We start from the raw sequence: 25,721 nt of genomic DNA, 5'->3' as shown, positions 1-25,721 counted from the left end.
GACACGTGATGGGAATAATGCACACCCCAGAGCCTGCCTCGAAACACCGTAACAAGGCAAGCCCCGGAAGGCGTCATACGTCCCTTAGAAGGCCTCCCCTTTGGCCGCTTTTTCCAGCAGCAACGCCGGCGGCGCAAAACGCTCGCCATACTGCTGGGCCAGGTACTGGGCGCGGGCGACGAAGTCTCTCACTCCGTATTGGTTGATGAACTGCAGCGCGCCACCGGTCCAGGCCGCGAAGCCGATACCGAAGATCGAGCCGACGTTGGCGTCCGCCGTCGAGGTCAGCACGCCCTCCTCCACACAACGCACGGTTTCGATGGCTTGCACGAACAGCAGGCGATCGCGCACATCCTTTGGCGAAATCTGCCCGTCAGCTTTCTCGAAACGGGTTTTGAGCTCGGGCCACAGATGTTTCTGGCCACCGGCGGGGTACTCGTAGAAACCGCCTCCTGCGGCTTTACCGGGCCGCTTGTATTCATTGAGCAGCAAATCAATCACGGCGAACGCCGGGTGCTCAATCAGCGGTTTGCCTTCTGCTTGCAGGTCTTTGGCGGTTTGCTGGCGGATATGGCTCATCAGGCTGAGGGAAACTTCGTCGGAGATCGCCAGAGGCCCGATCGGCATGCCGGCCTTGCGCGCTTCTGTCTCGATCATCGGTGCGCTCACGCCTTCGCCGAGCATGGCGATGCCTTCGTTGGTGAAGGTGCCGAACACCCGCGAAGTGAAGAAGCCGCGACTGTCGTTGACCACAATCGGGGTTTTCTTGATTTGCAGGACGAAATCGAATCCGCGCGCCAGGGTGTCGTCGCTGGTGTTGGCGCCTTTGATAATTTCCACCAGCGGCATTTTCTCAACCGGGCTGAAGAAATGCAGACCGATGAACTTCGTTTGATCCGGTACGGCGGTGGCAAGTCCGCTGATCGGCAAGGTCGAGGTGTTGGAGGCGATCACTGCGGCCGGGCCGACGAGTTTCTGTGCCGCGGAGGAGACGTTGGCTTTCAGCTCGCGATCTTCGAACACCGCTTCAATGATCAGATCGCAGCCGGCCAGGTCTGCATCGCTTTCTGTGGTATGGATCCGCGCCAGAATCGCCTCGCGCTGCTCCGCAATCATCTGGCCGCGGGCGACTTTCTTGTCCAGCAGCGCCGCCGAATGGGCCTTGCCCTTCTCCGCTGCTGCGAGGTTGATGTCCTTAAGCACCACTTCAATGCCGGCCGAGGCGCTGACAAAGGCGATTCCCGCGCCCATCATCCCGGCCCCGAGCACGCCGACTTTTTGCGTGACGCAAGGTGCAACCCCCTTGGGCCGCGAGCCGCCGGCGTTGATCTCGTTGAGCTGGAACCAGAAGGTGCCGATCAGGTTTTTCGAGATTTGCCCGGTGGTCAGTTCCGTGAAATAGCGGGTTTCGATCAGGTGGGCGGTGTCAAAATCCACCTGGGCACCTTCAACCACCGCGCAAAGAATTTTCTCCGGCGCCGGCATGCAGCCCTGTGTTTTGCTGCGCAGGATCGACGGCGCAATGGCAAGCATTTGTGCGACTTTCGGGTTCGACGGCGTGCCGCCCGGAATCTGATAACCCTTCACGTCCCACCGCTGTACGGCGGTCGGATTGGCGACAATCCAGGCACGCGCCTTGTTCAGCAGTTCATCGCGATCCGCGGCCAGTTCATCGATCAAACCCGCTAGCAAGGCCTGTTGCGGCCGGACTTTCTTGCCTTCGAGCAAGTACGGCAAGGCTTTCTCGATGCCCAGCATGCGCACCATGCGCACCACCCCGCCGCCGCCCGGTAGCAAGCCAAGGGTGACTTCCGGCAGGCCGAGTTGCACTGACGGATTGTCCAGCGCGACGCGGTGATGGCAGGCGAGGCAGATTTCCCAACCTCCGCCCAGCGCCGCGCCATTGATCGCGGCCACCACCGGTTTGCCGAGGGTTTCCAGGGTGCGCAATTGGCCTTTGAGCGTCAGGACCATGTCGTAAAAGGGTTTGGCTTCGGGTTTGCCGACCTTGATCAGTTCATTGAGGTCGCCGCCGGCAAAGAAGGTTTTTTTGCCCGAGGTGATGATGACGCCGGCAATGCTGTCCTTTTCGGCCACCAGGCGGGCGACGCAAGCGGCCATCGCCTCGCGATAGACCGCGTTCATGGTGTTGGCGCTCTGGCCCGGCATGTCGATGGTCAGGACCACGATCTGGTCCTGACCTTTTTCGTAACGAATGGCTTCAGTCATGTCACTTGTTCCTTAAGGTCGAGGCTCAGAGGCGTTCGATGATGGTGGCAATGCCCATGCCGCCACCGACACACAGCGTCGCGAGGCCATAGCGCAGGCGCCGGGTTTCCAGCTCATCGAGCAGCGTGCCGAGAATCGCGCAGCCGGTGGCGCCCAGCGGGTGCCCCATGGCGATGGAGCCGCCGTTGACGTTGACCTTGTCGGGGTCGATGGCCATATCCTTGATGAATTTCAGCACCACCGAGGCGAAGGCTTCGTTGACCTCGAACAGATCGATGTCTTCAACCCGCAGCCCGGCCTTGGCCAGTGCTTTACGGGTGGCCGGCGCCGGGCCGGTGAGCATGATGGTCGGGTCGGTGCTGGTGACCGCTGTGGCGACAATCCGCGCCCGAGGCTGCAGACCCAGCGCACGGCCTTTGGCCTCGGAACCAATCAGCATCAGGGCGGCGCCATCGACGATGCCGGAACTGTTGCCCGGGGTGTGGACGTGGTTGATCCGCTCGACATGGCTGTAAACGCGCAATGCGGTGGCGTCGAAGCCCATTTGCCCCATCATCTCGAAGCTCGGTTTGAGTTTGCCCAGGCCTTCGAGGGTGGATTCGGCGCGGATGAACTCATCGTGATCGAGCAGGATGATGCCGTTCTGGTCCTGCACCGGCACCAGCGATTTGTTGAACGAGCCGTTGACCCGCGCCCGCGCTGCCTTTTGTTGGGAATGTAGCGCGTAGGCATCGACATCCTGGCGGCTGAAGCCTTCAATCGTGGCGATCAGGTCGGCGCCGACGCCTTGCGGGGTGAAATGGCTGTGCAGATTGGTTTCCGGGTCCAGCGCCCAAGCGCCGCCGTCGCTGCCCATGGGCACGCGGGACATCGACTCGACACCGCCGACTACCACCAAGTCTTCGAAACCGGAACGGACCTTCATCGCGCCGAGGTTTACGGCTTCCAGCCCCGAAGCGCAGAAGCGATTGATCTGCACCCCAGACACGCTGACGTCCCAGTCGGCGACTTGTGCCGCGGTCTTGGCAATATCGGAGCCCTGATCGCCAATTGGCGTGACACAGCCGAGCACCACGTCATCGACCTGACTGGTGTCCAGTGAAGTGCGCTGCTGCAACGCCGTGAGCAGCCCGGCCACCAGACTCACCGGTTTGACACTGTGCAAGGCGCCATCGGCCTTACCTTTGCCACGGGGCGTGCGTAACGCGTCGAAAATCAAAGCTTGGGTCATGACGTCCTCGAACCTGGGCGGGTGAGTAAATACTGAGCTTCCACCTTAGGCCGAGCCGCCGTGGATTCAATGACCGCAGTGCTCACTGTTGTTGACGGACACGCTCAGACGGACGGTCGCTCACGTGAGGATTAACCGATTGACGTCACCAAGCTGTCTAGCAAACGGGCGCCCAAGAAGCTGGCAATAGGCCTCATACCTTTTTAAGAGCATCAAGCAAGCAAACCATACGAAATGGATCTAAACCAAGCGTGACGCGGGCTCTAAGGTGAACATGTACGAAGTTGTCGTCGGGTTTTGCCGAGGCACTTGTCTTACAGGACGTTCAGCGCTCTGCCGTCATGGAGTTATGCAGGCAGGCATCAGGAAATAACAAAAAAGGCGGTCAAGCCATGTTCAAACATTCGAAAGTACGACAAGCCGGGCTCATTCTTTTCGCCACTACGCTGTTGTTGATTTTGCCGAACCTGACCAAGGTGATCGGCTAGTCGGTATTCAAATAATACGGCGCCAGGTTTTTACATCGCCCTCTTAAAAATGTGACTGGCTCGCTACCCGGGCCAGCGTGGGTGTGCCAACCTTTGCGGCACTTCCACGACATGGACGGCGATCATTTGAAAAAGCTCATTCTGTTCGGGGCCTTGCTGCTCAGCACGCCCTTGTATGCCGCACAGCTGAACCTCGAGCTGGGCGCGAGCAGTCGCACCTGGCAGACAGAGGAGTTGCTCAAGCATCCTCAGGTCCAGACCATCACCATCAGCGACGACGTTTCCTACAAGCGGGAGATGAGTTATCGCGCTGTTCCCTTGGCAGCCCTGTTGACGGGCATCAAGCCTGACGACCATCTGCAAGCCGTCGCGCTGGACGGGTTTGCCGCAGAGCTGTCCGCAGCGCCATTGCTGAACGCCCAGGGCGCACGCGCGTGGCTGGCGATTGAAGACCCGGCCAAACCGTGGCCGGCGCTATCTGAAGGGAAACCAGGTGCCGGGCCGTTTTATCTGGTGTGGGTCGATCCGCAAGCCGGCAATATCAGCCCGGAGCAATGGCCGTTTCAAGTGGCGAGTATCAAGCGCTTGGCGCCCGTGGCCGAGCGCTTCCCTGCCCTGCTGCCCGATCCTGCCTTGAAGGCCGACGACCCGGTGAATAAAGGCTTTGCGCTGTTTCAGAAAAATTGCCTGGCTTGTCATCGATTGAACGGTGCCGGGGATGCGCAGTTCGGGCCGGATCTGAATATTCCGTTTAACCCGACCGAGTACTTCGGGGCGGATTTTCTGAAGCGCTACATTCGAGACCCGCAGAGTTTGCGCCAGTGGCCTCAGGCGAAGATGCCGGGGTTTGCGGCGACGGTGTTGCCGGATAGCGATCTGGAGATGCTGGTGGGGTATTTGAAGCATATGGCTGGGCGCAAGGTTAAGCCCTGATCCATTCCCTGCAGGAGCGAGGCTTGCCCGCGAAGGCGTAGTGTCAGTCGACATCAATGTGAATGACACTACGCCTTCGCGGGCAAGCCTCGCTCCTACAAGGGGGTTGTGGTGTTGCGGTTATTGCTGCTGGACTGAGAAAACCGGAGCGGGCATCGGCATCGGCGAAACAAACACCTTCGCGTGCATCTGCTCGCACCCTCCGCCCCGGCGCATCCCGCGAACCGGACAGGCATCCAGGTAATCCAGGCCCACCGCCAGTTTCAAATGCCGCTCAGGCCGGGCCAGTTCATTGGTCACATCGAAGCTGTACCAAGCGTCATCGAGCCAGGCTTCGGCCCAGGCGTGACTGGCCAGGTGTTCGCTGTTCTCGCTGTACAAATACCCCGACACATAACGCGATGGAATGCCCAGGCTGCGGGCACAAGCCAGAAACGCGTGGGTGTGGTCCTGACAGACGCCCGAACGCCCGGCGAAGGCCTGGGCGGCGCTGGTGTCCACTTCGGTGGAGCCCGGCGTGTAGGTCATGTGCGAATTCAGGCCATGCATCAAGTCGATCAACGCCGTGCGATCCCTGCGTTTTTTGCATTCCTTTTCCGCGAACGCACGCAGGGCTTCGTCGGCTTCGGTCAGGCGCGTGAAGCGCAGGAACGGAAGCGCCGACTGGCTTTCATGTTCGGCTTCGCGCAATTCGTCGATGTCGACCTGGCCACGGGCGCCAATGATGATCGCCTCGTGGGGCTCGTCCATGGTCAGCACATGCAGGATGTTGCCGAACGGATCGAGTTGCGCTCGCACCGGGCGCGGCAGGTCAAGTTGCCAACTGAGCACGTTCTGACGCTCGCTGTCGTGGGGTGTCAGTCGCAGGTACTGGATGCTCGCCCGCACCTGATCTTCGTAGTGATAGGTGGTTTCGTGGCTAATGGAAAGTCTCATGCAGCCTCCAGGTAGGAACTGTGAATGGCGTTACCCAACTGGCGCACCAGCGGGATGAATTCGGTCAGCCAGGCGTGCAGGCCTTCGTCGAGAATTTCGTTGATGCCGGTGTAGCGCAGGCGCGCGTCCATCTCCGCTGCCAGGCGTTGCGCGGGACGGCCATTGGCCCCCGGCAGTTGGGCAAGGATCTGGTCGATTTCCTCGGTGCAGGCGCGCAGGGAACGCGGTACATCGGCGCGCAGCAACAGCAACTCGGCCACATGCCGGGCGCCGGGGGCGTCGCGGTAAATTTCGGTGTAGGCCTCGAAAGAGGACAGCGCACGCAGCAACGCACTCCACTGGTAATACGCGTGAGCCGTGCCGTCGCTAACCGCTTCAGCTTGATCGCCGGCCATTTCGTAGCGGGCGTCCAGCAGGCGCAACGTGTTGTCGGCCCGTTCGATAAACGTTCCCAGGCGAATGAAGCGGAACGCATCGTTACGCATGATCGTGCCGTAGGACGCGCCACGGAACAGGTGGGAACGTTCCTTGATCCACTCGCAAAAACGGCTCATGCCGTAGCGACTCAGCCCCTGTTCGGCAATCCCGCGAATCTCCAGCCAGGTGGCGTTGATGTTTTCCCACATATCGGCGGTGATTCGGCCACGCACGGCATGGGCACTGGCCCGCGCCGAGCCCAGGCAGCTGTAGATGCTCGCCGGGTTGGCCGCGTCCAGCGCGAAGAAATGCAGCAGCCGCTCGGCGTGCAAATCACCGTGGCGTTCCAGGTAATCGTCCAGAGTGCCGGTGATCAGTAGCGGCATGGCCAGTTCGTGCAGACCGTCACCGCGACCATCCTGCGGCATCAGCGACAGCGAATAACTGATGTCGAGCATCCGTGCGAGGTTTTCCGCCCGCTCCAGGTAACGCGACATCCAATACAAATCCGAGGCAGTTCTACTTAACATGGCAGGCTTCCTTCAATCCTCGACCACCCAGGTGTCCTTGGTTCCGCCGCCCTGGGAGGAATTCACCACCAGAGAGCCTTCACGCAGGGCGACACGGGTCAAACCGCCGGGCACAACCCGGGTTTCGCGGCCAGACAATACAAACGGACGCAGGTCGATATGGCGTGGCGCGATGCCGTTTTCGACAAAGGTCGGACAGGTCGACAGGGACAACGTCGGTTGCGCGATATACGCGTGAGGCTTGGCTTTGATCCGCGCGCGGAACGACTCGATTTCCGCCGCGGTCGCCGCCGGCCCCACGAGCATTCCGTAACCGCCGGAGCCCTGGGTTTCCTTGACCACCAAGTCTGGAAGATTGGCCAGCACGTGGGAAAGCTCAGAAGGATTGCGACACTGGAACGTCGGCACGTTCTTCAGGATCGGCTCTTCGTCCAGGTAGAAACGGATCATGTCCGTGACAAACGGATACACCGATTTGTCGTCCGCGACCCCGGTGCCGATGGCATTCGCCAGCACCACGTTGCCGGAGCGGTAGGACGACAGCAGCCCAGGAACCCCGAGCATCGAGTCCGGGTTGAACGCCAGCGGATCGAGGAACGCATCGTCGAGGCGACGGTAAATCACGTCGACCGCCTTCGGTCCGTCTGTGGTACGCATGAACACCTTGTCGTCGCGCACGAACAGGTCCGCACCTTCCACCAACTCAACGCCCATCTCCCGCGCCAGGAATGCATGCTCGAAAAACGCGCTGTTGAAGCGACCCGGCGTCAGCACCACCACGCTCGGGTTATCGATCGGGCTGGAGCTTTTCAGGGTGTCGAGCAGCAGGTTCGGATAATGGTCGATCGGCGCGATGCGCTGGGCCGAGAACAACTCGGGAAATAGCCGCATCATCATCTTGCGGTCTTCGAGCATATAGCTCACGCCGCTGGGTGTACGAAGGTTGTCTTCGAGCACGTAGTACGTGCCGTCGCCATCGCGCACCAGATCGACACCGGAGATGTGCGAGTAGATATCGCGGTGCAGATCCAGCCCTTGCATCGCCAACTGGTATTGCTCGTTGGCCAGCACTTGCTCGGCCGGGATGATGCCGGCCTTGATAATGCGCTGCTCGTGGTAGAGGTCGGCGAGGAACATGTTCAACGCCTTGACTCGCTGGATGCAGCCGCGCTCGACGATCCGCCATTCGCTGGCAGGGATGCTGCGCGGGATGGTGTCGAAGGGAATCAGGCGCTCTGTGCCCTGCTCGTCCCCGTAGAGCGTGAAGGTAATCCCGGCGCGATGAAATAACAGATCGGCCTCGCGTCGCCGTTGTGCCAAGAGCTCGTCAGGCGTCTCGGCCAGCCAACGGGCAAACTCCCGATAATGCGGGCGGACCTGGCCGCCGGCATCGTACATCTCATCAAAATAGGTGCGGATCATGCCGTACTCCTTGTCACCCGGACATCTAGGCTTCGCAAGGCCCGTGCCATCGGCAGAAACGCTTTGTTATCAACCAGTTGGATAATCACGCCGTTTGCACCGCACCAATCCTGTGCAGCAAACGCCCCAACCTGATCGCCCCCGCTTCATTGCAAGGCGACGTTGTCGCCTATCACCAGCATAGTCAGAGTTGATTTCACTGCCCGGCCGGCGGTGCGGATAATCCGCGCATCCGCTGCAAAACCTGACCGAACTTCCCTTTAGCCGCCTGCTCAGGCGGTTTTTTTTTGCGCCGGGATTCTTGTTTCAGGGTTTTGCCAAGGGGACATTTCGGCTGCCACAAACGAAAACGGCCAACCCGAAGGTCAGCCGTTGCTGAGCGTTGTCACTGTTCATAACGTTATGCGAGTCGCCCTCGTACTTCCTGCTTGACGCCCCACCCTTCGAGGATGCCGCCCAGAGGCTCGACCACCGCCTCGAAACCCTGTTCGAAATCGCCGATGTCATCGTAGGTGGCGTACATGACTTTGCTCAGTTCGAGCGCCCATGCGCCGTCATCGCGCACACTGATCTGCGCGTTCAAGGATTCACCCTTGTATTGCCCTGCCGCCCTGCGTGCCCGCTCCTCGTCCGGGAAAATGGCGTAGAACTCGATGGGATGGAATCGTGAAAAATCGAAACCGCCTTCTTTCATGCGGCGCAACACGCTGCTGCTGATGTCTTCTTGATAGGCTGTGCTCATGAAACGTCCCCCTCAAATTGATGGATAGACTTTCCGTATTCCCGGCACGCGCAACCGATTGGTGCGAGCGATGCGGCAACCAGGTTGCCGGTGGGAAGCAAGCATGTAGCTGACAAGACCAGACCTTAGCGATCCGTTCGCTGATCTCGATTGCAGAGTAGCCCCAAGACAGAGGCGCTGCCAAGGCCTGGATAAGAATGAGACAGGTGTTGTTCAGATTGGCGTGATGCCGAGGATTTGAATGCTGTTCTGGGCTTTGAGACTTTTGACGCTGGCATCAGCGGTTCGCCCTTCCAGATCATTCAGATCCAGTTCGGCGGCGACAGGAAGGAGCCGGGCCTTGATGAGTTTCGCGGCTTGCTCGTTATCCGGGCACTCGTCGCACTCAAAGACTTCATCGACTGTTTCACCGTGATCATCTACGAAAGTGATTTTCCACTTTTGCATCAGTGCCTCCTCGATCAAACCCGCAAATGGGCTTACAACCATCTGGACTTTTGGTCTGAGTGATCGTTCAAACGGATTACCGCATGCAGGTATGAAAAAAATACAGGAACCTGTAGGAGCGAAGCTTGCTCGCGAAAGCGGTGTATCAGTCAACTTGTATATTGCCTGATGCACCGCTTTCGCGAGCAAGCTTCGCTCCTACAAGGGGTTATGCGCACATCTTCAGTTTAGTCGTTGCTTGGCTTGTTCACCGCTTGCAGCACGTATTGCGGCAAGGCGAAGGCGCCGATGTGGATTTCCGGGTTGTAGTAGCGGGTGATGATGCCGCTGCCGGCGAAACGCTGTTGCAGGGTTTCGCGGGACAACTTGCGATAAGCGGTGTTGGTCGCGCCCCAGGCAAAGGTCATCGAGCCGCCGATGTAGGTTGGCACCGCGGCCTGATAGAAGTGCCAGTCAGGGAACAGGCTGCGCAGGCGACCCGCGGTGGTTTTGACTTCTTCGATCTGCATGAACGGCGTGCCGTTCTGGGTGACCAGGATGCCGCCTTCGTTCAGGCAGCGACGGCAGGCCTGGTAGAAGTTTTCGGAGAACAGCACTTCACCCGGACCGATCGGGTCGGTGGAGTCGGAAATGATCACGTCGAATTTTTCGGTGGTGGTGGCGACGAAACGCATGCCGTCGTCGATCACCAGGTTCAGGCGTGGATCATCGAACGCACCCTTGGAGTGGTTCGGCAGAAATTCCTTGCACATGTCGACCACGGTGCCGTCGATCTCGACCATGGTGATGTGCTCGATGCTGCGGTGCTTGGCCACTTCACGCAGCATGCCGCCGTCGCCACCACCGATGATCAGCACGCGCTTGGCGGTGCCGTGCGCCAGGATCGGCACGTGGGTGAGCATCTCGTGGTAGATGAATTCGTCGGCCTCGGTGGTCTGGATCACGCCGTCCAGTGCCATGACCCGGCCCATGCGCGGGTTTTCGAAAATCACCAGGTGCTGGTGTTCGGTGCGCACTTCGTGCAGCAGTTTTTCCATGCGAAAACGCTGGCCGTAGCCTTCGTAGAGGGTTTCCAGGTATTCGCTGGTGGTGATGTTGCTCATGGGAAGTGCTCCGATGAATGCGGTGGCAACGGACGGTTACCCGCCCATGATGGCCAATCGATCAGCTCGATTAACCGGGAAAGGCGCGCATTCTACGTTGCGGAAGATGACAGGTCGAACCTTCTGACACCCGCATACCTGTAGCAGCGAGGCTTGCCCGCGAAGAACGATAACTCGGTCTCTCTGTTAAACCGTGTAATCGTTCTTCGCGGGCAAGCCTCGCTCCTACAGGGGGGGGGGCGGTGTTGGGGTCAGATCCGGACGTTGCCCCGTGGCCCGGCGATTGCCCAGATGATCAGGCCCAGGACCGGCAGCAGCAGGATCAGCAGCACCCAGATGATTTTCATCCCTGTGTCGGCGCCACTTTTGAGCACGTTGATGATGGCCCAGATGTCCAGGACAAGAATAATCAGGCCAATCAGGCCATTGAACGTGGAACCCATGGTGTCGCTCCCTAAGAGTGGTGTGCACTCTTAGGATAGCCGGGCCTTGCGAGGGTTCCGTTATTTAAACGTGGACCGCGATTTTCAGGGCTTCGAGCGATGGCGCGGCGATGATACCCACTTGAGCGCACAACTCGAGCACGCGCGGTACATCGTTGCCGTAGACCAATACCACTTGCAGTTCGTCGTCGAGCAACTGGCTGAAATTCATCAGCGTGTAACCGCCGTTTTCCTTGTTCATGCTGCCCATCTGCACCTGAATGCGGTTGAGCGCGGTCAGGGCTTCGGTCTTGGCCAGTTGCTTGGGTTTGATGTTGAAATCAACACCGGGGCCGAACGAGGCGACGATCTTGGCGAACAGGTCGACGTAGGTGTCGGCCTGGAACAGCACGGTTTCCGGCAGGCTGCCGACTACAATCCACTCGCCCAGTGGAATCGGGAAGGAGTCGTCGTAGTTGATATCCGGATTGGCCGTCAGAAAAGCCTCGGGACCGGCGTAGGCCTGAGCCGCTTCCTCAGCGACTTTCAGGATTTCCTCATCGCTCATGCACCCGGAGCTGATTTTAGTGATGAGTTCGACGAGTGCGGCTTTCATGGGGCGGATCCTGTAGCGAGTGAATTTTAGGGCGCGAAGGATAGCGCATTCGGAGAGAGTTACCGAGCAGACCAAAACTGTGTGGCGAGGGAGCTTGCTCCCGCTCGGCTGCGAAGCAGTCGTAATCCCGGTGTTTGTGGTCTATCTGAACCTCTGCGGTGACTGGTTTTTGGGCTGCTTCGCAGCCCAGCGGGAGCAAGCTCCCTCGCCACAGAAGCCTCTCACCACAAGGGACCGTGTACGATCAGGCCAGCAATTTTTGCAACTGCGCGGTGGTGTCGACGGCGCCCATGGTTTTCGCGGCATCCAGCGCGGTGACGCCATTGGCATCCTTGGCTTTCGGATCGGCGCCTTTGCTGATCAGGTAATCGACGATTTCAACGCGGTTGAACATCGCAGCCATCATCAGCGCGGTGCGGCCGTCGAAGGACGAGCCTTCCACTTGGGCACCACCGTCAACCAACGCCTTGACCACCGCCAGGTCGCCCTTGAACGCGGCGCCGGCAATCGGGCTCTGGCCATTGTCGTTGCGGATTTCCGGGTCGGCCTTGTGTTCCAGCAGCACTTTCACCGTCTCCACGTGGCCGTGGTAGGCGGCGAGCATCAGCAAGGTGTCGCCCTTGTGGTTGCGCAGGTTCGGCGGCAGGCCTTTGGTCAGCAGCGCAGCCATCATGGCCGCATCGCCCTCGCGCGCTTTGTTGAATACCTGTTCGGCAAATTCAGCGGCTTCTTCGGGGGTCATCTGGCGGCTTTGGTCTGACATCGGGGACTCCACTGTCTGTCATTCGGGAAAGCCGACAGTTTCCCGAGCAGCCCCGAGGCTGTCACTTCTTTTTTCTCAAGAGCCGCCATAGCCACATTCAATAGCGCTGCTTTCAATAACGAAAAGCGCCGCCGTGAATATCCGCCAGCAACTGCGGAGTGACTTGCACGTAAGTCTGGGTGCCGGGCAGCCAGGCGTAGATCGGGTCATCGCCGGTTTTGCCGGGGTCGAAGGCTTCGTCCTTGAGCCGGGTCTTCTGGTATTTGAAAGTCCCGGTGGTCTCCATTTTCACTTTCACCCGCAGGAAAAGCGGTACCGCGTACGCGGGCATTTGCTGGCGGGCAAACGCCAGCAACTCGCTGAAGTCCAGGGTCGCCAAGGATTCGGCTGGCGTGATCGCGGCCATGCCGGCACGCCCGTTGGTGTTGTGGATTTCGACGCCATACGCCACGGCTTCAGAAATATTCGGGTGTTGCAGCAGGATGTTTTCGACCTCGGTGGTCGAGACGTTCTCACCCTTCCAGCGGTAGGTGTCCCCCAACCGATCAACAAACTGCGCATGGCCAAAACCGATGTTGCGCAGCAGATCGCCGGTATTGAAGTAACGGTCGCCCCGGGTGAATACGTCGTGGAGCACGACTTTTTCGGTCTTCTGCGGATCGGTGTAACCGTCCAGCGGCGCCTTGTCGTCGATTCTCGCCAACAACAGGCCCTGCTCGCCTTTGGCGACTTTGCGCATGAAGCCCTTTGCGTCACGAATCGGCAGGCCGCTGTCGTGGTCGTAGGCCACCAGCTCCCAGGCCATCAGGGAAAAACCGATGGTGTTGTCGAAGTTGAGGATGTTGGTGAACCCGATATTGCCGTCGCTGGCGGCGTACAGCTCACAGATGTGCTCAACCGCAAAACGCGTCTTGAACTCGCGCCAGGCGCCGGGCCGCAGGCCATTGCCGATCATCTTGGTCACGCGGTGTGTGCTGTCGTCGGCCGTGGGCGGTTGATCCACCAGGTAGCGGCATAATTCGCCAACGTAACCGAGGGTGGTCGCCTGGTATTTGCGCACGTCGTTCCAGAACTGGCTGGCGCTGAACTTGCGGCGGATGGCAAATCCCGCAGCGCCGCTGATTGCCGAGCCCCAACACACGCAGAGCCCGGTGGCGTGATACAGCGGCAAGGTGCAATACACGACATCCTCGGGCTGCATATTCAGGGCGATCTGGCCGAAGCTCGCGGAGCTGCGCATCCAGCGACCGTGTTTGAAAACGCCCGCCTTGGGTAATCCGGTGGTGCCGGAGGTGTAGATATAGAAACAGGGGTCGTCGAAAAAAACCTGCTGGCTGCTGGCCGGATTCTCACTGGACGCCTGGGCGCTGGCGCTCATCAGGTTGATGAAACCGTCGGGCGCATGGCCGGGATGCCGGAAGGTGTCTTGATCGGCGACGAACCAGGTGCGCGTCGGCTCGATCGCCACCCGCTCGCGGACCGCGCTGAAGGCCGGGACCAATTCTTCACCAACAATGACCGCCGCAGGCGCCACCAGGTTCAGGCTGTGGGCCAGGGTGTCGCGGGCTTGCGAAGTGTTCAGCAAGGCGCTGATCGCACCGACCTTGGCCACTGCCAATATCGTCACCAGCAGTTCCGGACGATTCTCGAGAAAAACCGCCACCACATCGCCCTTGCGAATGCCTTGGGTGATCAGGTGATGGGCGATGCGATTGGCCCACTGGTTGACCTGTGCATAAGTCAGCGTCACATCGCCCTGCAGCAACGCCGGGCCATCGGGATTGCGCAAGGTCGCTTGCTCGAACGTCCAACCGAGGCCACACGGTTGGCTCGGGTCCTTGACGTTGGCGACTTTCATGCCCTTCACCACACGCGGAATGGCTTTGGCAATGGAAGGCAGCTTGCGGAGCATCATGCCCCAGGTAATCGTGTCGCTCATGCTTGCTCCCGTTCGATCTTTTTATTGTCGGGCGGCGGTCTATGAGTCCGAAAATACGTCAGCGGTTCTTGAGCTGTACACGCGGTTTTTGAAATGTTTTGTATCCGGGCCTGCGCGTTCGAGATCGGGAACCTCAGCGCGGGTGATTGGTTCCATCGAATCGAGGCCAACCACGCAAAATGCAGGATGCACGATGGCCATTCATGCAGATTGCACGAAAGCAAAAAACCACCAAAAATATAAGATATTGATTTATAACGATTTTTAAAACTTCAGGTGCTGGCACAATCACTGCAACTACCTCTCCATGCTTGCCAATCAAGTGCTAACGGAGCTGATAGACATGAGCCTGATCCAAGAAAAATTTACCTCCCTATTCTCCAACTTCGATGTGACCACCCAGCCGCGTCCGGATGGTGGCATTCTGCTGACCCTGCGCAGTACCGAAGGCAAAGTGTTCAAGCGTTCGATTTCGTACCAGCAATTGCATGCCGGCGATCAGTTGTCGTGGGTCATCAGTGCGATTCGCCGTGACCTGGCCGAACAGGCCAGCGAACTGCCGCAGATTTCCATGCTGCAAAGCCAGCAACGGTTCGCCCTGCCGACCTATCACTCGGCGTGAACCCTGCGGTTGTGTAAATAAACGCGCTGTAAAAAAACAGGCCGTGAAGCGTTCGCTTCACGGCCTGTTTAGTTTCTGGATTTACACAATTCCATGTGGGAGTGAGCCTGCTCGCGATTGCTGTGTGTCCGGCAACATTTAAGTTGAATAGCACTTCGCAATCGCGAGCAGGCTCACTCCCACAGGTTATGGGGTTGGACCTTAGAAAGTAGAAGGATCAATCCGCGCAAAACTGTCGACGGTCACATGCCCCGCCAGCTCCCCGCCTTCTCGGGCCAGCCCGCAAGTGGCCATGCCGGCCATGCGCGCCGCATCCAGTTCCTCGACGATGTCTGACAGAAACACGATCTGCTCAGCCTCCAGCCCGATGGCTAGAGTAATACGCTCGTAAGATTGCGCTTCACGCTTGGGCCCCGACGTGGTGTCGAAGTAGCCGTTGAACAGAGGCGACAAATCACCCGCCTCCGAACAGCCGAAGATCAGCTTTTGTGCCTGGATCGAGCCCGAGGAATACACAAACAGTTTGAAACCGTCCTGATGCCAGCGCTTGAGCGCTTCAACGGCGTCCGGGTAAACGTGGCCTTTTAACTGCCCGGCTTGATAGCCCTGCTCCCAGACCATGCCTTGCAACGCTTTCAGCGGCGTGGCTTTGCGGTCTTCGGCAATCCAGCCCAGCAGGATCTCGATTACCCGCTCAACGTCGGCGCCCGGTTCGTTGCTGTCGCGGCGCACGGCGGCCAGTTGCTCGGCCACATCCGCGCGCTCGGCGTGCTGGCGAACAAAGTCCGGCAGGTGTTTGGCAGCGTAAGGAAACAGCACGTCGAACACAAAACTCACCGCGCTGGTGGTGCCTTCAATGTCGGTGAGAATCGCTTTGATCGGCATCGGTTCAGTCCTCAAGACGCGGGAAGCGGCTGGCGATGTCTTCGCCGGTGAAGTTGGCGACCCAGCCTTCAGGGTTGTTGAACAGACGGATCGCGACGAAGTGCGGATGCTCGCCCATGTCGAACCAGTGTGGCGTGCCGGCCGGTACGGAGATCAGGTCGTTCTTCTCGCACAGCACCGCGTAGACGTAATCGTCGATGTGCAGGGTGAACAGCCCACGGCCGGCGACGAAAAATCGTACTTCGTCTTCGCCATGGCGGTGTTCGTCGAGAAATTTGGCGCGCAGTTCGGCTTTTTGCGGGTGATCGCTGTTCAGGCTGATCACGTCGACGGTGACGTAACCGCGCTCGGTCATCAGCTTGTCGATCTGTTCCTGGTAAGCAGCGATGACTTCTTCCTGGCTGGCGCCCGGCTGGATTTTCGCCGTGGCTTGCCAGCGATCGAAACGCACGCCCTGCTCGGCCAAGGTCGAGGCGATGTCTTCGAAATGGGTCAGCACCTTGTTCGGAATATCAGGGCTTGAGACGTGGTAAACGGACAGGCTGCTCATCAGGGCAACTCCTTAACGGTTCAGGCTAGGCGGTTCATGCGTGACGCTTCAGCTTTTATGGTTCAAGAGTGAGCGCATCTTCAACTCGCATTCGAACAAAAATTCAAACGCTTCGATCTGCCGCAGGGCGTCGCTCATGCGCACGCCCCAGGTGTAGAGGCCGTGGCCGCGAATCAGGTAGCCGACGCAATCGGGGTGGGCTTCAAGCCAAGGCTGCACCTTGGCGGCGAGGCGCGCAATGTCCTGATCGTTGTCGAAAATCGGCACGCGCACCCGGGACTCGTGGGTCGAAACGCCACTGAAGGCTTTTTGCAGTTCGTAATCTTCGAACTCGATGAAATCCTGCGGCGTCAGGCGCGACAGCACCGTGGCGTTCACCGAATGGGTGTGCAGCACCGCGCCGATCTCCGGGCGCCAGCTGTAGAGCTGGGTGTGCAGCAGGGTTTCGGCGGACGGTTTCTTGCCCGGTTCCAGGCTGTTGCCCGACAGGTCGGTGGCCAGCACATCATCCACACCCAACTGGCCTTTGTGCTTGCCGGACACGGTCAGCAGCGCTTCGGTCGGCGACAGACGGGTCGAGTAGTTGCTGCTGGTGGCCGGCGACCAGCCGCGACCGTACAGAAAACGCCCGGCGTCGATGATTTCCTGGGCGAGGTGTTCACGGGTAAGGCTCATGGCCTGTCCTCTTGCATGCGTGTGGCGATGATAACGGCAGCGGCGAAGGCTGCGAGACTGGCAATACTAAAGGTGAACGTGGCTCCGAGCGCATTCCAGCTGTAGCCGGAATACAACGCACCCAAGGCGCCGCCGGTGCCGGCCAGCGCGGCATAAAGCGCCTGGCCCTGTCCTTGCTGACGTGCGCCGAAGCTACGTTGCACGAACTGGATGGCAGCGGCGTGAAAGCTGCCGAATGTAGCGGCGTGCAGCACCTGGGCAAACAGCAGCACCCAAAGGAATTCGGCCAGCGAGCCCAGCAGCAACCAGCGCACGGCCGCCAGCAGGAAACTCGCCAGCAGCACCCGACGCACCGAGAAGCGCGCGAGGATTTTGCTCATGGCCAGGAACATCAGAACTTCGGCGACCACGCCGACCGCCCAGAGCATGCCGATCACGCCTCGACTGTAACCGAGCCGTTCGAGGTGCAGGGTCAAAAAGGTGTAATACGGCCCGTGGCTCACCTGCATCAGCGCCACGCAAGCGTAAAACGCCAACACGCCGGGATTGCGCAATTGCCTGAGAAACCCGTCTCCGGCAATGCGCTCGCCCTGAACCGGTTGAGCGTTGGGCACCCACAGGCTGCTGACGACAATGCCGGCCATGATCAGCACCAGCGCCACCGGATAAACGTCGAGGCTCAGCCATTCGAACATCCGGCCAAGCGCGACCACGGTGATGATGAAACCGATGGACCCCCAGAGGCGGATCTGACTGTAGCGCGACGTCTGCCCTTTCAAGTGCGCCAGGGTGATGACTTCGAACTGCGGCAACACCGCGTGCCAGAAGAACGCATGCAACGCCATGACCATCGCCAGCCAGGCGTAGGTCTTGCTGACGAAAATCAGCGAAAACGTCAGCAGCGTGCAGACGGCGCCAAAGCGCACGATGGCCAGGCGCCGGCCGGTGTAATCACCGAGCCAGCCCCAGATGTTCGGTGCCACGCAACGCATCAGCATCGGGATCGCCACCAGCTCACCAATGCGCGCGCTGGAAAAACCCAGGTGATCGAAGTACAGCGCCAGAAACGGCGCTGTCGAACCGAGCAAGGCGAAATAGAACAGATAGAAACTGGAAAGCCGCCAGTACGGGAGCGCCGCCATAGTCGTCAGACCCTGGCGGCTGTGAGGCTCTGTACGAAAACTGCCTGCGCGACGATCATGCTGCGTTAAAAACAGGCTCGCAATGCTCATGTAGGTCCCTACACTCCGCTTGCTCGCCTGTTTTTGCCTTGCCTGATCGCCGCTCGGCGAGTTTTCGTACAGACCCTGCGTCAGCCATTAAAGCTGACCCAGCACCGGCGTGCTCACGCGCACGTCGGCATTCTGCCCGCGATGACGCAACAGGTGATCCATCAGCACGATGGCCATCATCGCTTCGGCGATCGGCGTGGCGCGGATGCCGACACATGGGTCGTGACGGCCCTTGGTGATGACGTCCACCGGGTTGCCATGAATGTCGATCGAGCGGCCAGGCGTGGTGATACTCGAGGTTGGCTTGAGGGCCAGATGCGCAACGATCGGCTGACCGGACGAGATGCCGCCCAAAATACCGCCCGCGTTGTTGCTTAGGAAGCCTTCCGGGGTCATTTCGTCGCGGTGTTCGGTGCCGCGCTGGGCGACGCTGGCGAAACCGGCGCCGATTTCCACGCCTTTCACGGCGTTGATGCTCATCAGCGCATGGGCCAGTTCGGCGTCGAGGCGGTCGAAGATCGGCTCGCCGAGGCCTGGCATCACGCCTTCGGCGACGACGGTGATCTTCGCGCCGACCGAGTCCTGATCGCGACGCAACTGGTCCATGTAGGCTTCCAGCTCCGGCACCTTGTCCGGGTCAGGGCAGAAGAACGCGTTATCTTCCACCGAATCCCAGGTCTTGAACGGGATATCGATCGGGCCGAGCTGGCTCATGTAGCCGCGAATGACGATGCCCTGGGTGGCCAGGTATTTCTTCGCAATCGCACCGGCGGCCACGCGCATGGCGGTTTCACGGGCGGAGCTGCGTCCGCCACCGCGGTAATCGCGTTCGCCGTATTTGTGGTGATAGGTGTAGTCGGCGTGGGCCGGACGGAACAGATCCTTGATCGCCGAGTAGTCCTTGGACTTCTGGTCAGTGTTGCGGATCAACAGGCCGATGGCGCAACCGGTGGTGCGACCTTCGAACAAGCCGGAGAGGATTTCGACTTCGTCGGCTTCCTGGCGCTGCGTGGTGTGGCGGCTGGTGCCGGGTTTGCGGCGATCCAGATCGCGCTGCAGATCCTCAAGGGAAATCTCCAGCCCCGGCGGGCAGCCGTCGACAATGGCGACCAACGCCGGACCATGGCTTTCGCCCGCGGTGGTGACAGTGAACAGCTTGCCGTAGGTATTGCCGGACATGCAGGACGCTCCGTGAAATGAACCTGAATACGTAATGCGCGCCAGTATACGCAGGCTACCCAAGTAGTTCATCCTCGAACCTTATGGGTGCCCGCGAGTCCAACCGGCACCTTTGTGAATGATGGCGTGATGATGCTGCGAGTTCTAGCCTTGAGCCTTACCCTGTTTACCGGCTTTTCCCAGGCCACTGTCCTGCAACGCCCGATCACTTTGGATACCGGCACCGGAGAGCTTTTCGGCTCGCTGTTGTTGCCTAAATCCGACATACCGGTGCCGGTTGTCCTGATCATTTCCGGCTCTGGCCCTACGGATCGTGACGGAAACAACCCCGACGGCGGCCGCAATGACAGCCTCAAGCGGCTGGCCTGGGTGCTGGCCAAACACAACATCGCCAGCGTGCGTTACGACAAACGCGGCGTGGCGGCGAGCCTCGCGGCGACGCCGGACGAGCGCAATCTGTCGGTGGAGGCCTATGTGGCCGACGCCGAGGCCTGGGGCCGCAAGCTCAAAACCGATCCGCGCTTTGGCCAGCTGATTCTGCTGGGCCACAGCGAAGGCGCCTTGATCGCCAGCCTCGCGGCGCCGAGCGTCGATGCCGCTGCGGTCATCTCAATGTCCGGCAGTGCCCGGCCGATCGACCAAGTGTTACGTCAGCAATTGAGCAATCGCCTGCCACCGCCGCTAATGCTGCGCAGCAATGAACTGCTCGACAGCCTCAAGGCCGGCCACACTGACGACAACGTTCCGCCGCAGTTGCAGGTGATCTTCCGCCCGAGCGTGCAGCCTTATCTGATTTCGCTGTTCCGCCAGGACCCGGCGGCGGCGTTCGCCAAACTGAAAATGCCGGCGTTGATCATCCAGGGCAGCAACGACATCCAGGTCGGCGTCGGTGACGCCAGGATGCTCAAGGCGGCCAAACCGGACGCTGAACTGGCGCTGATCGAAGGCATGAACCACGTCATGCGCATCGTGCCCAACGATGTAAAACGGCAAATGGCCTCTTACAAGGACCCGCAATTGCCCTTGGCCGCTGAACTCGGCGCGCGAATCCTCGGGTTTATTGACGGACTTCGCACCAGTTAGCCACTACTAACCCTCCAGTCCTGAAAAAAACGGCCGATAAGCCTTTGTCGCCAGCGCTATGACTGACGACAAGCAGAGCTTGGACAGGATCTCGCCGTTATGACTGATACCCAGACTTCACCTGACACGACCGCTGAAAAAGACGCACCGCCAGCGGTCGAGCTGCCGTGGGCGGACGTTCACGTCGAGCACCACAAGATGCTCCGTCTGGCGCCGCTGCAAACCGACCGCAATACCGGTGGGCGGCCGTTACGCTTTGTCGAATTCGGTTACGCCGACCGCCACAGCAAGGACCACAGCCTGATGCGCATGAGCATCAAGCTGCCCGGCCAGCGCGTACGCAAAGAGCAGAATCATCTGGACGTGTGGGTCGATCACACCGCCAAGCGTGTGCATTTCGAGCCCGAAAGCGGCTTGCAGATTGAACCGATGAACCGTGGCATCGGCCGGTTCATGGCCGCTCAAGGGATTACCTGGGCGAAGAAACGTTGGCCCGGCTACACCGTCGACGGCACCGATCTGAACAATAAAGATGCGTTGAACGAAGACACGCGCCTGCGCCGCGATCACTTCCTGAAGTCGCATGGTTTTGAGGTGGTCTACGCCGACGCCCAGCATTTGAAAGGCAGCGTCAAAGAAGTTCAGGTCGAGGATCTGGTGGGTGATTGGAACAGCGAGAAGCTGCAAGTGGTGGAAATCCTCGAAGCCGCGCAGATGCTTCAACAGGCCGATCAGAACCTGGCCGAGCAGGAAGTGAAGCTGAAGAAGCACGAAGAGAAGGTCAGCAAGTACAAGCGTGAAGACGCCGGGCTGCGCTTTACCATTACATGCCTGGTGGCGTTTGCGGTGTTTCAGGCGGGGTTGTTGATCTGGATTGCTACGCACCGGTAACGATCTGAGACCGTGGCGCGGCCTTCGCGGGCAAGCCTCGCTCCTACAGATTCTGCGTCGTGCCCAAATGATGCGGCACACACAAGACCTGTAGGAGCGAGGCTTGCCCGCGAAAGCGCCCTAAAGTCAGACGCGGGACGCGAACAGGGCCTGATGATCGCGGCACTGCTCCGCGCTCAACATGAACACACCATGCCCGCCGCGCTCGAAATCGAGCCAGGCGAAGTCGACCTCTGGGTACAGCCCCTCGACGTGAACCTGGCTGTTGCCCACTTCAACTATCAGCAAGCCCTTCTCGGTCAAGTGATCCGCTGCCTCAGCGAGCATCCGTCGCACCAGGTTCAGGCCATCATCACCGCAGGCCAGACCCAGTTCAGGTTCATGCTGATATTCGTCGGGCATGTCGGCGAAATCTTCCGCGTCAACGTAAGGCGGGTTCGACACGATCAGGTCAAAACGCTGACCCGGCAAACCGTCAAACCCATCACCCTGAACGGTATACACCCGCTCATCAACGCCATGGCGCTCGATGTTCTGGTTGGCCACTTCCAGCGCTTCGAACGAAAGATCGGCCAGCACCACTTCGGCGTTCTGGAACTCGTAGGCGCAGGCGATACCGATGCAACCGGAACCGGTGCACAGGTCGAGAATCCGCGCAGGCTCGGCGCCCAACCACGGCTCGAAACGTTTTTCGATCAGCTCGCCAATCGGTGAACGCGGGATCAACACACGCTCGTCGACAATGAACGACATGCCACAAAACCACGCTTCGCCCAGCAGGTAAGCAGTCGGAATACGCTCTTCGATACGGCGCTTGAGCATGCGCTGCAGGTTGACCAACTCGTCCTCTTCCAGGTTGCAGTCAAGGTAGCTGTCGGATATTTCCCACGGCAAGTGCAAGGCACCCAACACCAGTTGACGGGCTTCGTCCCAGGCGTTGTCGGTCCCATGGCCGAAAAACAGATCCTCCCCATGGAAGCGGCTGACGGCCCAACGGATATGGTCACGCAGGGTACGAAGGCGGGAAGTAATCACAGGGGCAAACTCCAGAAAAAACGACTGGCGATTCTAACAGCCAAAACGCGCCACGACGACGCGGGAAAACAGCGGATCAGATGTAGGACATATCCATTTTTGCTGTTGGCTATTGAACAAAACCTGCATCTTGACAAGGCTGCACGCCAGCAACGACGGCGCCTACGATAGTAGCGATTCACAGAACCGCTCAGCCAGAGGACAATGTCGCAAAAGCCCCACTCCAAGGAGCCCCAGAATGTCAGTTCCAAAAACGATGTTTCAACTCAGCGGCCGCGGTTACGCAGCAGCCAATCTGGGTCATGCGACCCTTGTCATCATCGATGCCCAGAAAGAATACCTCAGCGGCCCGCTGGCCCTGACTGGCATGGATGCTGCCGTCGCGAACATCAAGCAACTGGTGGCCGCTGCCCGTGCAGCCGGTCGTCCGATCATGCATGTGCGTCATCTCGGCACCGTCGGCGGGCTGTTCGATCCACAGGGCGAGCGCGGTGAGTTTATCCCGGGGCTTGAACCACAGGCGGACGAAACCATTATCGGCAAACTGCTGCCGAGTGCGTTTCACGGCACCGAATTGCTGGAACGCTTGCAGAACCTTGGTTCGCTGGACCTGATCGTGTGCGGCTTCATGAGTCACTCCAGCGTCAGCACCACCGTGCGTGCGGCAAAGAACCTGGGCTTTCGCTGCACCCTGGTTGAAGACGCCTGCGCAACTCGCGATCTGCCCTACAAGGGTGGCGTACTCACTGCCGAGCATGTTCAGCACACCGAAATGGCGATCATGGCGGACAACTTCGCCACCCTCGCGCTCACTCACGAACTGATCTGATCGGCCTCGAAGAGCGGTCAATACCGCCGCTCATCCGCAAAAGCCTCTCATTTGCTGCAATTGACTTAGCCTCAGGAACAACCCGGACAACTCCCGGTCGAAGGGCCGATACCCATTGAGGAAGGTCGGAATGAAGCTATCCGATGGTTTTGACGCACGCCGCTTGCGGCCCAAGGGCCAACGCAACTGGCGTTTTCGATTCGGCGCAGCCTTTGCTGCCTTGCTGGCGACGTGCGGTGTGTTGCTGGCAATGGCCGGTGCCGCCAGCCTGCTCGGCCGCCCCCCGGCCCTGGGCGAATTGAATGCCAGTCCGCTGGGCTCGGCGATCATTCTGGCCGTTGGCCTGTTCGTGCTTTATATCGGTGTGTGGCTGTGGCGTCGCTGCCGGCGTCGTTCTCGCCAGTCACGAGAGCTGAACATGTCCCCGCACCTGATGAAAAAACACGATTGAATCGAAGGCCCGACTTTTTGGCGGGCCTCAATTGTTATGGATAGCGCCTCGACTTGGGTAAACTGGCCGCCCTTCGCGGAGGCTGACATGCAAGACGACGATTTTTCCCTGTTCAAAAGTGCGATCCAAGGCGTCAAGCCGATCAAGCACGATCGCGCCGACACCGGCAAACCCAAGGCCGACCGCGCGCAAATCGCCAAGCTGCGCCAAGCCGCGACCGTTCGCACCGATGCCACCACCGTTGATGGTCTGTCCGATCAGTTCGTTATCGACGTCGGCCCGGAAGACGAGTTGATGTGGGCCCGTGACGGTGTTCAGGAAAGCCAGATGCGCAAGCTCAAGGTCGGACAGATTCCGTTCGAAGGCAGCCTCGACCTGCATGGGACGACAGTGGAAAAAGCCCGGGAAACCCTCTGGGCGTTTCTGGCTGAAGCCACCAAATTCGAAATCCGCTGTGTGCGTGTCACCCACGGCAAAGCCGTGCGTCTGGACGGCAAGCGGCCGATGATCAAAAGCCACGTCAACACATGGTTGCGTCAGCATTCCCAGGTGCTTGGCTTCACCTCGTGCCAACCGAAACATGGCGGTGCCGGCGCGGTTTATGTGATGCTCAAACGGACCATGATGGAAGGTCGCGACGAGTAAAGCTGTCGCTTCACGCTTGCAGCGCCGTGTTTGCCACCGTACCCTTGCCCTTTGCGAAAATCCCCACAGGTAGTTTCATGTCCCTGGAACAGAATTACACCGCGATTCTCGGCCAACTGGGCGAGGACGTCTCCCGCGAGGGCCTGCTCGACACGCCAAAGCGTGCCGCCAAAGCCATGCAGTACCTCTGCCGCGGCTATGAACAGACACTGGAAGAAGTCACCAACGGTGCCTTGTTCAGCTCCGACAACAGCGAAATGGTGCTGGTCAAGGACATCGAGCTTTACTCGTTGTGCGAACACCATCTGCTGCCGTTCATCGGCAAGGCTCACGTCGCCTACATCCCGAGCGGCAAAGTGTTGGGCCTGTCGAAAGTCGCGCGGATCGTCGATATGTACGCCCGCCGCCTGCAGATCCAGGAAAACCTCAGCCGCCAGATCGCCGATGCGGTCCAGCAAGTCACCGGCGCCCTGGGCGTTGCTGTAGTGATCGAGGCCAAACACATGTGCATGATGATGCGCGGTGTGGAGAAACAGAATTCGTCAATGATCACTTCGGTGATGCTCGGTGAGTTCCGCGAAAACGCCGCCACCCGCAGCGAGTTTCTCAGCCTGATCAAGTAATTGGTTACACGAAGAAAACCGGCATTCATCGCCGGTTTTTTTTCGCCTGTGAAAAATCAGGTAAGCTGCGCGCCTTCCGTTCGCCCTGTGAGGCTTATTCCGTGTTCGTAAAAGCGCTTCGTGTCGGCCTTGGCCAACTGATCATCTTCATCGACTTCATTACCCGCCCAGGCAAGAAGCAGCGCCCCGCCGCCGCTCAGGCTCAGGTCGAAACGGCCGCCAAGGACCTGACGCTGTATCAGTTCCACGCCTGCCCGTTCTGCGTGAAAACCCGTCGCACCCTGCGTCGCCTGAATGTGCCGGTGGCGTTGCGCGATGCAAAGAACAACGAACAGGATCGCCAGACCCTTCTCGAACAAGGCGGCAAGATCAAGGTGCCGTGCCTGCGCATTGAAGAAAATGGGCAGACCACTTGGATGTATGAGTCCAAGGTGATTATTGAATATCTGGATAAGCGGTTCGCGGCCGCCTGACACGGCGGATTTCGGACAAAAATAAACCGGCCCGTTGGCCGGTTTATTTGTTTCTACCCTCCCCTCGCGCCGTTTTCGTCGCCTGTTTCTGATGCAGGCCGGGTTCGGCCAGCGGCACGACGAAGGCATCCCTCCCGGCGATATATCCCTATTGCCAAACTTTTCGTCTACAAAACCAAAAACATTATTTGCTTTATTTGTATACAAAAGCATAATCCACTTCGTGCGAGTTCCTGACTGACCGGTCAACAAATTCGCAAATGCCTCAATGGGCCGCTGCCACCCTCATGGGTCCGGCCCTGGAAATAACAATAAAACTCTTGAGGAGTA

The 25,721-nt window shown here is 59.5% G+C and carries 27 protein-coding genes; 9 read left to right on the top strand and 18 right to left on the bottom strand.

The features are described from left to right. Positions 1-84: 84 nt before the first annotated feature. Positions 85-2,229, bottom strand: coding sequence for a 3-hydroxyacyl-CoA dehydrogenase NAD-binding domain-containing protein (locus ACA051_RS09840; RefSeq protein ID WP_497374527.1), 2,145 nt, complete (start codon positions 2,227-2,229; stop codon positions 85-87). A gap of 25 nt (positions 2,230-2,254) precedes the next feature. Beyond that, on the bottom strand, positions 2,255-3,460 hold the full coding sequence (locus ACA051_RS09835; RefSeq protein WP_497374525.1) for an acetyl-CoA C-acetyltransferase: 1,206 nt from the start codon (positions 3,458-3,460) through the stop codon (positions 2,255-2,257). Positions 3,461-4,059: 599 nt separating this feature from the next. Between ACA051_RS09835 and ACA051_RS09830 the strand changes: the two genes are divergently transcribed. Continuing rightward, the gene (locus ACA051_RS09830) at positions 4,060-4,881 is read left to right on the top strand and encodes a c-type cytochrome (protein WP_497310561.1); all 822 of its coding nucleotides are present in this window, start codon (positions 4,060-4,062) and stop codon (positions 4,879-4,881) included. A gap of 120 nt (positions 4,882-5,001) precedes the next feature. Here ACA051_RS09830 and ACA051_RS09825 read toward each other — a convergent pair whose 3' ends face one another. The 10 genes from ACA051_RS09825 to ACA051_RS09780 all read right to left on the bottom strand — a co-directional run bounded on the left by ACA051_RS09825 (position 5,002) and on the right by ACA051_RS09780 (position 14,218). Continuing rightward, positions 5,002-5,817: a transglutaminase family protein gene (locus ACA051_RS09825; RefSeq protein WP_497374523.1), complete on the bottom strand. Its 816-nt coding sequence runs from the start codon at positions 5,815-5,817 to the stop codon at positions 5,002-5,004. Then, the gene (locus ACA051_RS09820; protein ID WP_131062458.1) at positions 5,814-6,764 is read right to left on the bottom strand and encodes an alpha-E domain-containing protein; all 951 of its coding nucleotides are present in this window, start codon (positions 6,762-6,764) and stop codon (positions 5,814-5,816) included. Before ACA051_RS09820 ends, ACA051_RS09825 begins: the two co-directional genes overlap by 4 nt. A 12-nt stretch (positions 6,765-6,776) precedes the next feature. Further along, positions 6,777-8,186, bottom strand: a complete 1,410-nt coding sequence (locus tag ACA051_RS09815; RefSeq protein WP_017337349.1) for a circularly permuted type 2 ATP-grasp protein — start codon at positions 8,184-8,186, stop codon at positions 6,777-6,779. 400 nt (positions 8,187-8,586) lie between these two features. Then, complete coding sequence (locus ACA051_RS09810) at positions 8,587-8,928, bottom strand: ribonuclease E inhibitor RraB (RefSeq protein ID WP_219095560.1); 342 nt, start codon at positions 8,926-8,928, stop codon at positions 8,587-8,589. Positions 8,929-9,141: 213 nt separating this feature from the next. Next, entirely contained in the window at positions 9,142-9,375 is a 234-nt protein-coding gene (locus ACA051_RS09805; RefSeq protein WP_477793103.1) for a hypothetical protein, read from the bottom strand. A gap of 227 nt (positions 9,376-9,602) precedes the next feature. Continuing rightward, on the bottom strand, positions 9,603-10,478 hold the full coding sequence (speE, locus tag ACA051_RS09800; protein ID WP_497309436.1) for a polyamine aminopropyltransferase: 876 nt from the start codon (positions 10,476-10,478) through the stop codon (positions 9,603-9,605). Between the two features lie 251 nt (positions 10,479-10,729). Beyond that, positions 10,730-10,921 (bottom strand): PLDc N-terminal domain-containing protein, encoded by a 192-nt coding sequence (locus ACA051_RS09795; RefSeq protein ID WP_010456621.1) that lies wholly within the window; start codon positions 10,919-10,921, stop codon positions 10,730-10,732. 64 nt (positions 10,922-10,985) lie between these two features. Next, on the bottom strand, positions 10,986-11,516 hold the full coding sequence (locus ACA051_RS09790) for a hypothetical protein (RefSeq protein ID WP_497374521.1): 531 nt from the start codon (positions 11,514-11,516) through the stop codon (positions 10,986-10,988). Between the two features lie 244 nt (positions 11,517-11,760). Next, on the bottom strand, positions 11,761-12,279 hold the full coding sequence (locus ACA051_RS09785) for an ankyrin repeat domain-containing protein (protein WP_169856727.1): 519 nt from the start codon (positions 12,277-12,279) through the stop codon (positions 11,761-11,763). A 112-nt stretch (positions 12,280-12,391) separates the two neighbouring features. Continuing rightward, on the bottom strand, positions 12,392-14,218 hold the full coding sequence (locus ACA051_RS09780) for a long-chain-acyl-CoA synthetase (protein ID WP_497374519.1): 1,827 nt from the start codon (positions 14,216-14,218) through the stop codon (positions 12,392-12,394). A 343-nt stretch (positions 14,219-14,561) separates the two neighbouring features. Between ACA051_RS09780 and ACA051_RS09775 the strand changes: the two genes are divergently transcribed. After that, positions 14,562-14,840: a DUF3509 domain-containing protein gene (locus ACA051_RS09775; protein WP_090181818.1), complete on the top strand. Its 279-nt coding sequence runs from the start codon at positions 14,562-14,564 to the stop codon at positions 14,838-14,840. A gap of 201 nt (positions 14,841-15,041) precedes the next feature. Here ACA051_RS09775 and mtnC read toward each other — a convergent pair whose 3' ends face one another. From mtnC to aroC, 5 genes are all read right to left on the bottom strand, one after another. Then, entirely contained in the window at positions 15,042-15,725 is a 684-nt protein-coding gene (gene mtnC / locus ACA051_RS09770) for an acireductone synthase (RefSeq protein WP_497309431.1), read from the bottom strand. 4 nt (positions 15,726-15,729) lie between these two features. Continuing rightward, positions 15,730-16,275 (bottom strand): 1,2-dihydroxy-3-keto-5-methylthiopentene dioxygenase, encoded by a 546-nt coding sequence (locus ACA051_RS09765; protein ID WP_259150911.1) that lies wholly within the window; start codon positions 16,273-16,275, stop codon positions 15,730-15,732. A gap of 48 nt (positions 16,276-16,323) precedes the next feature. Further along, complete coding sequence (locus ACA051_RS09760) at positions 16,324-16,950, bottom strand: methylthioribulose 1-phosphate dehydratase (RefSeq protein WP_497374517.1); 627 nt, start codon at positions 16,948-16,950, stop codon at positions 16,324-16,326. Beyond that, positions 16,947-18,092 (bottom strand): MFS transporter, encoded by a 1,146-nt coding sequence (locus ACA051_RS09755; RefSeq protein ID WP_497374515.1) that lies wholly within the window; start codon positions 18,090-18,092, stop codon positions 16,947-16,949. Before ACA051_RS09755 ends, ACA051_RS09760 begins: the two co-directional genes overlap by 4 nt. Positions 18,093-18,269: 177 nt before the next feature. After that, positions 18,270-19,361, bottom strand: a complete 1,092-nt coding sequence (gene aroC / locus ACA051_RS09750; RefSeq protein WP_497374513.1) for a chorismate synthase — start codon at positions 19,359-19,361, stop codon at positions 18,270-18,272. A 129-nt stretch (positions 19,362-19,490) separates the two neighbouring features. Between aroC and ACA051_RS09745 the strand changes: the two genes are divergently transcribed. Continuing rightward, on the top strand, positions 19,491-20,444 hold the full coding sequence (locus ACA051_RS09745) for an alpha/beta hydrolase (RefSeq protein ID WP_497309425.1): 954 nt from the start codon (positions 19,491-19,493) through the stop codon (positions 20,442-20,444). A gap of 99 nt (positions 20,445-20,543) precedes the next feature. Further along, positions 20,544-21,335, top strand: a complete 792-nt coding sequence (locus tag ACA051_RS09740) for a hypothetical protein (RefSeq protein WP_497309423.1) — start codon at positions 20,544-20,546, stop codon at positions 21,333-21,335. A 126-nt stretch (positions 21,336-21,461) separates the two neighbouring features. Here the strand turns inward: ACA051_RS09740 and prmB are convergent, their stop codons facing one another. Beyond that, complete coding sequence (prmB, locus tag ACA051_RS09735; protein ID WP_497309422.1) at positions 21,462-22,370, bottom strand: 50S ribosomal protein L3 N(5)-glutamine methyltransferase; 909 nt, start codon at positions 22,368-22,370, stop codon at positions 21,462-21,464. Positions 22,371-22,608: 238 nt separating this feature from the next. On the opposite strand from prmB, the gene ACA051_RS09730 reads away from it, so the two are divergent. The 5 genes from ACA051_RS09730 to ACA051_RS09710 all read left to right on the top strand — a co-directional run bounded on the left by ACA051_RS09730 (position 22,609) and on the right by ACA051_RS09710 (position 25,391). After that, the gene (locus ACA051_RS09730) at positions 22,609-23,199 is read left to right on the top strand and encodes a cysteine hydrolase family protein (RefSeq protein WP_497374511.1); all 591 of its coding nucleotides are present in this window, start codon (positions 22,609-22,611) and stop codon (positions 23,197-23,199) included. A gap of 130 nt (positions 23,200-23,329) precedes the next feature. Then, positions 23,330-23,650, top strand: coding sequence for a hypothetical protein (locus tag ACA051_RS09725; RefSeq protein ID WP_010456650.1), 321 nt, complete (start codon positions 23,330-23,332; stop codon positions 23,648-23,650). Between the two features lie 87 nt (positions 23,651-23,737). Then, positions 23,738-24,295, top strand: a complete 558-nt coding sequence (locus tag ACA051_RS09720; RefSeq protein ID WP_497374508.1) for a Smr/MutS family protein — start codon at positions 23,738-23,740, stop codon at positions 24,293-24,295. A gap of 77 nt (positions 24,296-24,372) precedes the next feature. Beyond that, positions 24,373-24,918, top strand: coding sequence for a GTP cyclohydrolase I FolE (folE, locus tag ACA051_RS09715; protein WP_003204506.1), 546 nt, complete (start codon positions 24,373-24,375; stop codon positions 24,916-24,918). Positions 24,919-25,019: 101 nt separating this feature from the next. Beyond that, positions 25,020-25,391: a glutathione S-transferase N-terminal domain-containing protein gene (locus ACA051_RS09710; RefSeq protein WP_497309416.1), complete on the top strand. Its 372-nt coding sequence runs from the start codon at positions 25,020-25,022 to the stop codon at positions 25,389-25,391. The last annotated feature ends 330 nt before the right edge of the window (positions 25,392-25,721 follow it).

This window comes from Pseudomonas sp. LBUM1669, from assembly GCF_059695705.1.
Note: the sequence above shows the minus strand (reverse complement) of the source record. Positions and strands in the feature narration are given on the sequence as shown.

What these genes read in the sequence shown, in the direction of transcription:
- ACA051_RS09840 (WP_497374527.1), bottom strand. Translation starts at nt 2,229, where the DNA reads ATGACTGAAGCCATTCGTTACGAAAAAGGTCAGGACCAGATCGTGGTC.
- ACA051_RS09835 (WP_497374525.1), bottom strand. Translation starts at nt 3,460, where the DNA reads ATGACCCAAGCTTTGATTTTCGACGCGTTACGCACGCCCCGTGGCAAA.
- ACA051_RS09830 (WP_497310561.1), top strand. Translation starts at nt 4,060, where the DNA reads ATGGACGGCGATCATTTGAAAAAGCTCATTCTGTTCGGGGCCTTGCTG.
- ACA051_RS09825 (WP_497374523.1), bottom strand. Translation starts at nt 5,817, where the DNA reads ATGAGACTTTCCATTAGCCACGAAACCACCTATCACTACGAAGATCAG.
- ACA051_RS09820 (WP_131062458.1), bottom strand. Translation starts at nt 6,764, where the DNA reads ATGTTAAGTAGAACTGCCTCGGATTTGTATTGGATGTCGCGTTACCTG.
- ACA051_RS09815 (WP_017337349.1), bottom strand. Translation starts at nt 8,186, where the DNA reads ATGATCCGCACCTATTTTGATGAGATGTACGATGCCGGCGGCCAGGTC.
- ACA051_RS09810 (WP_219095560.1), bottom strand. Translation starts at nt 8,928, where the DNA reads ATGAGCACAGCCTATCAAGAAGACATCAGCAGCAGCGTGTTGCGCCGC.
- ACA051_RS09805 (WP_477793103.1), bottom strand. Translation starts at nt 9,375, where the DNA reads ATGCAAAAGTGGAAAATCACTTTCGTAGATGATCACGGTGAAACAGTC.
- speE (WP_497309436.1), bottom strand. Translation starts at nt 10,478, where the DNA reads ATGAGCAACATCACCACCAGCGAATACCTGGAAACCCTCTACGAAGGC.
- ACA051_RS09795 (WP_010456621.1), bottom strand. Translation starts at nt 10,921, where the DNA reads ATGGGTTCCACGTTCAATGGCCTGATTGGCCTGATTATTCTTGTCCTG.
- ACA051_RS09790 (WP_497374521.1), bottom strand. Translation starts at nt 11,516, where the DNA reads ATGAAAGCCGCACTCGTCGAACTCATCACTAAAATCAGCTCCGGGTGC.
- ACA051_RS09785 (WP_169856727.1), bottom strand. Translation starts at nt 12,279, where the DNA reads ATGTCAGACCAAAGCCGCCAGATGACCCCCGAAGAAGCCGCTGAATTT.
- ACA051_RS09780 (WP_497374519.1), bottom strand. Translation starts at nt 14,218, where the DNA reads ATGAGCGACACGATTACCTGGGGCATGATGCTCCGCAAGCTGCCTTCC.
- ACA051_RS09775 (WP_090181818.1), top strand. Translation starts at nt 14,562, where the DNA reads ATGAGCCTGATCCAAGAAAAATTTACCTCCCTATTCTCCAACTTCGAT.
- mtnC (WP_497309431.1), bottom strand. Translation starts at nt 15,725, where the DNA reads ATGCCGATCAAAGCGATTCTCACCGACATTGAAGGCACCACCAGCGCG.
- ACA051_RS09765 (WP_259150911.1), bottom strand. Translation starts at nt 16,275, where the DNA reads ATGAGCAGCCTGTCCGTTTACCACGTCTCAAGCCCTGATATTCCGAAC.
- ACA051_RS09760 (WP_497374517.1), bottom strand. Translation starts at nt 16,950, where the DNA reads ATGAGCCTTACCCGTGAACACCTCGCCCAGGAAATCATCGACGCCGGG.
- ACA051_RS09755 (WP_497374515.1), bottom strand. Translation starts at nt 18,092, where the DNA reads ATGGCGGCGCTCCCGTACTGGCGGCTTTCCAGTTTCTATCTGTTCTAT.
- aroC (WP_497374513.1), bottom strand. Translation starts at nt 19,361, where the DNA reads ATGTCCGGCAATACCTACGGCAAGCTGTTCACTGTCACCACCGCGGGC.
- ACA051_RS09745 (WP_497309425.1), top strand. Translation starts at nt 19,491, where the DNA reads ATGATGCTGCGAGTTCTAGCCTTGAGCCTTACCCTGTTTACCGGCTTT.
- ACA051_RS09740 (WP_497309423.1), top strand. Translation starts at nt 20,544, where the DNA reads ATGACTGATACCCAGACTTCACCTGACACGACCGCTGAAAAAGACGCA.
- ACA051_RS09730 (WP_497374511.1), top strand. Translation starts at nt 22,609, where the DNA reads ATGTCAGTTCCAAAAACGATGTTTCAACTCAGCGGCCGCGGTTACGCA.
- ACA051_RS09725 (WP_010456650.1), top strand. Translation starts at nt 23,330, where the DNA reads ATGAAGCTATCCGATGGTTTTGACGCACGCCGCTTGCGGCCCAAGGGC.
- ACA051_RS09720 (WP_497374508.1), top strand. Translation starts at nt 23,738, where the DNA reads ATGCAAGACGACGATTTTTCCCTGTTCAAAAGTGCGATCCAAGGCGTC.
- folE (WP_003204506.1), top strand. Translation starts at nt 24,373, where the DNA reads ATGTCCCTGGAACAGAATTACACCGCGATTCTCGGCCAACTGGGCGAG.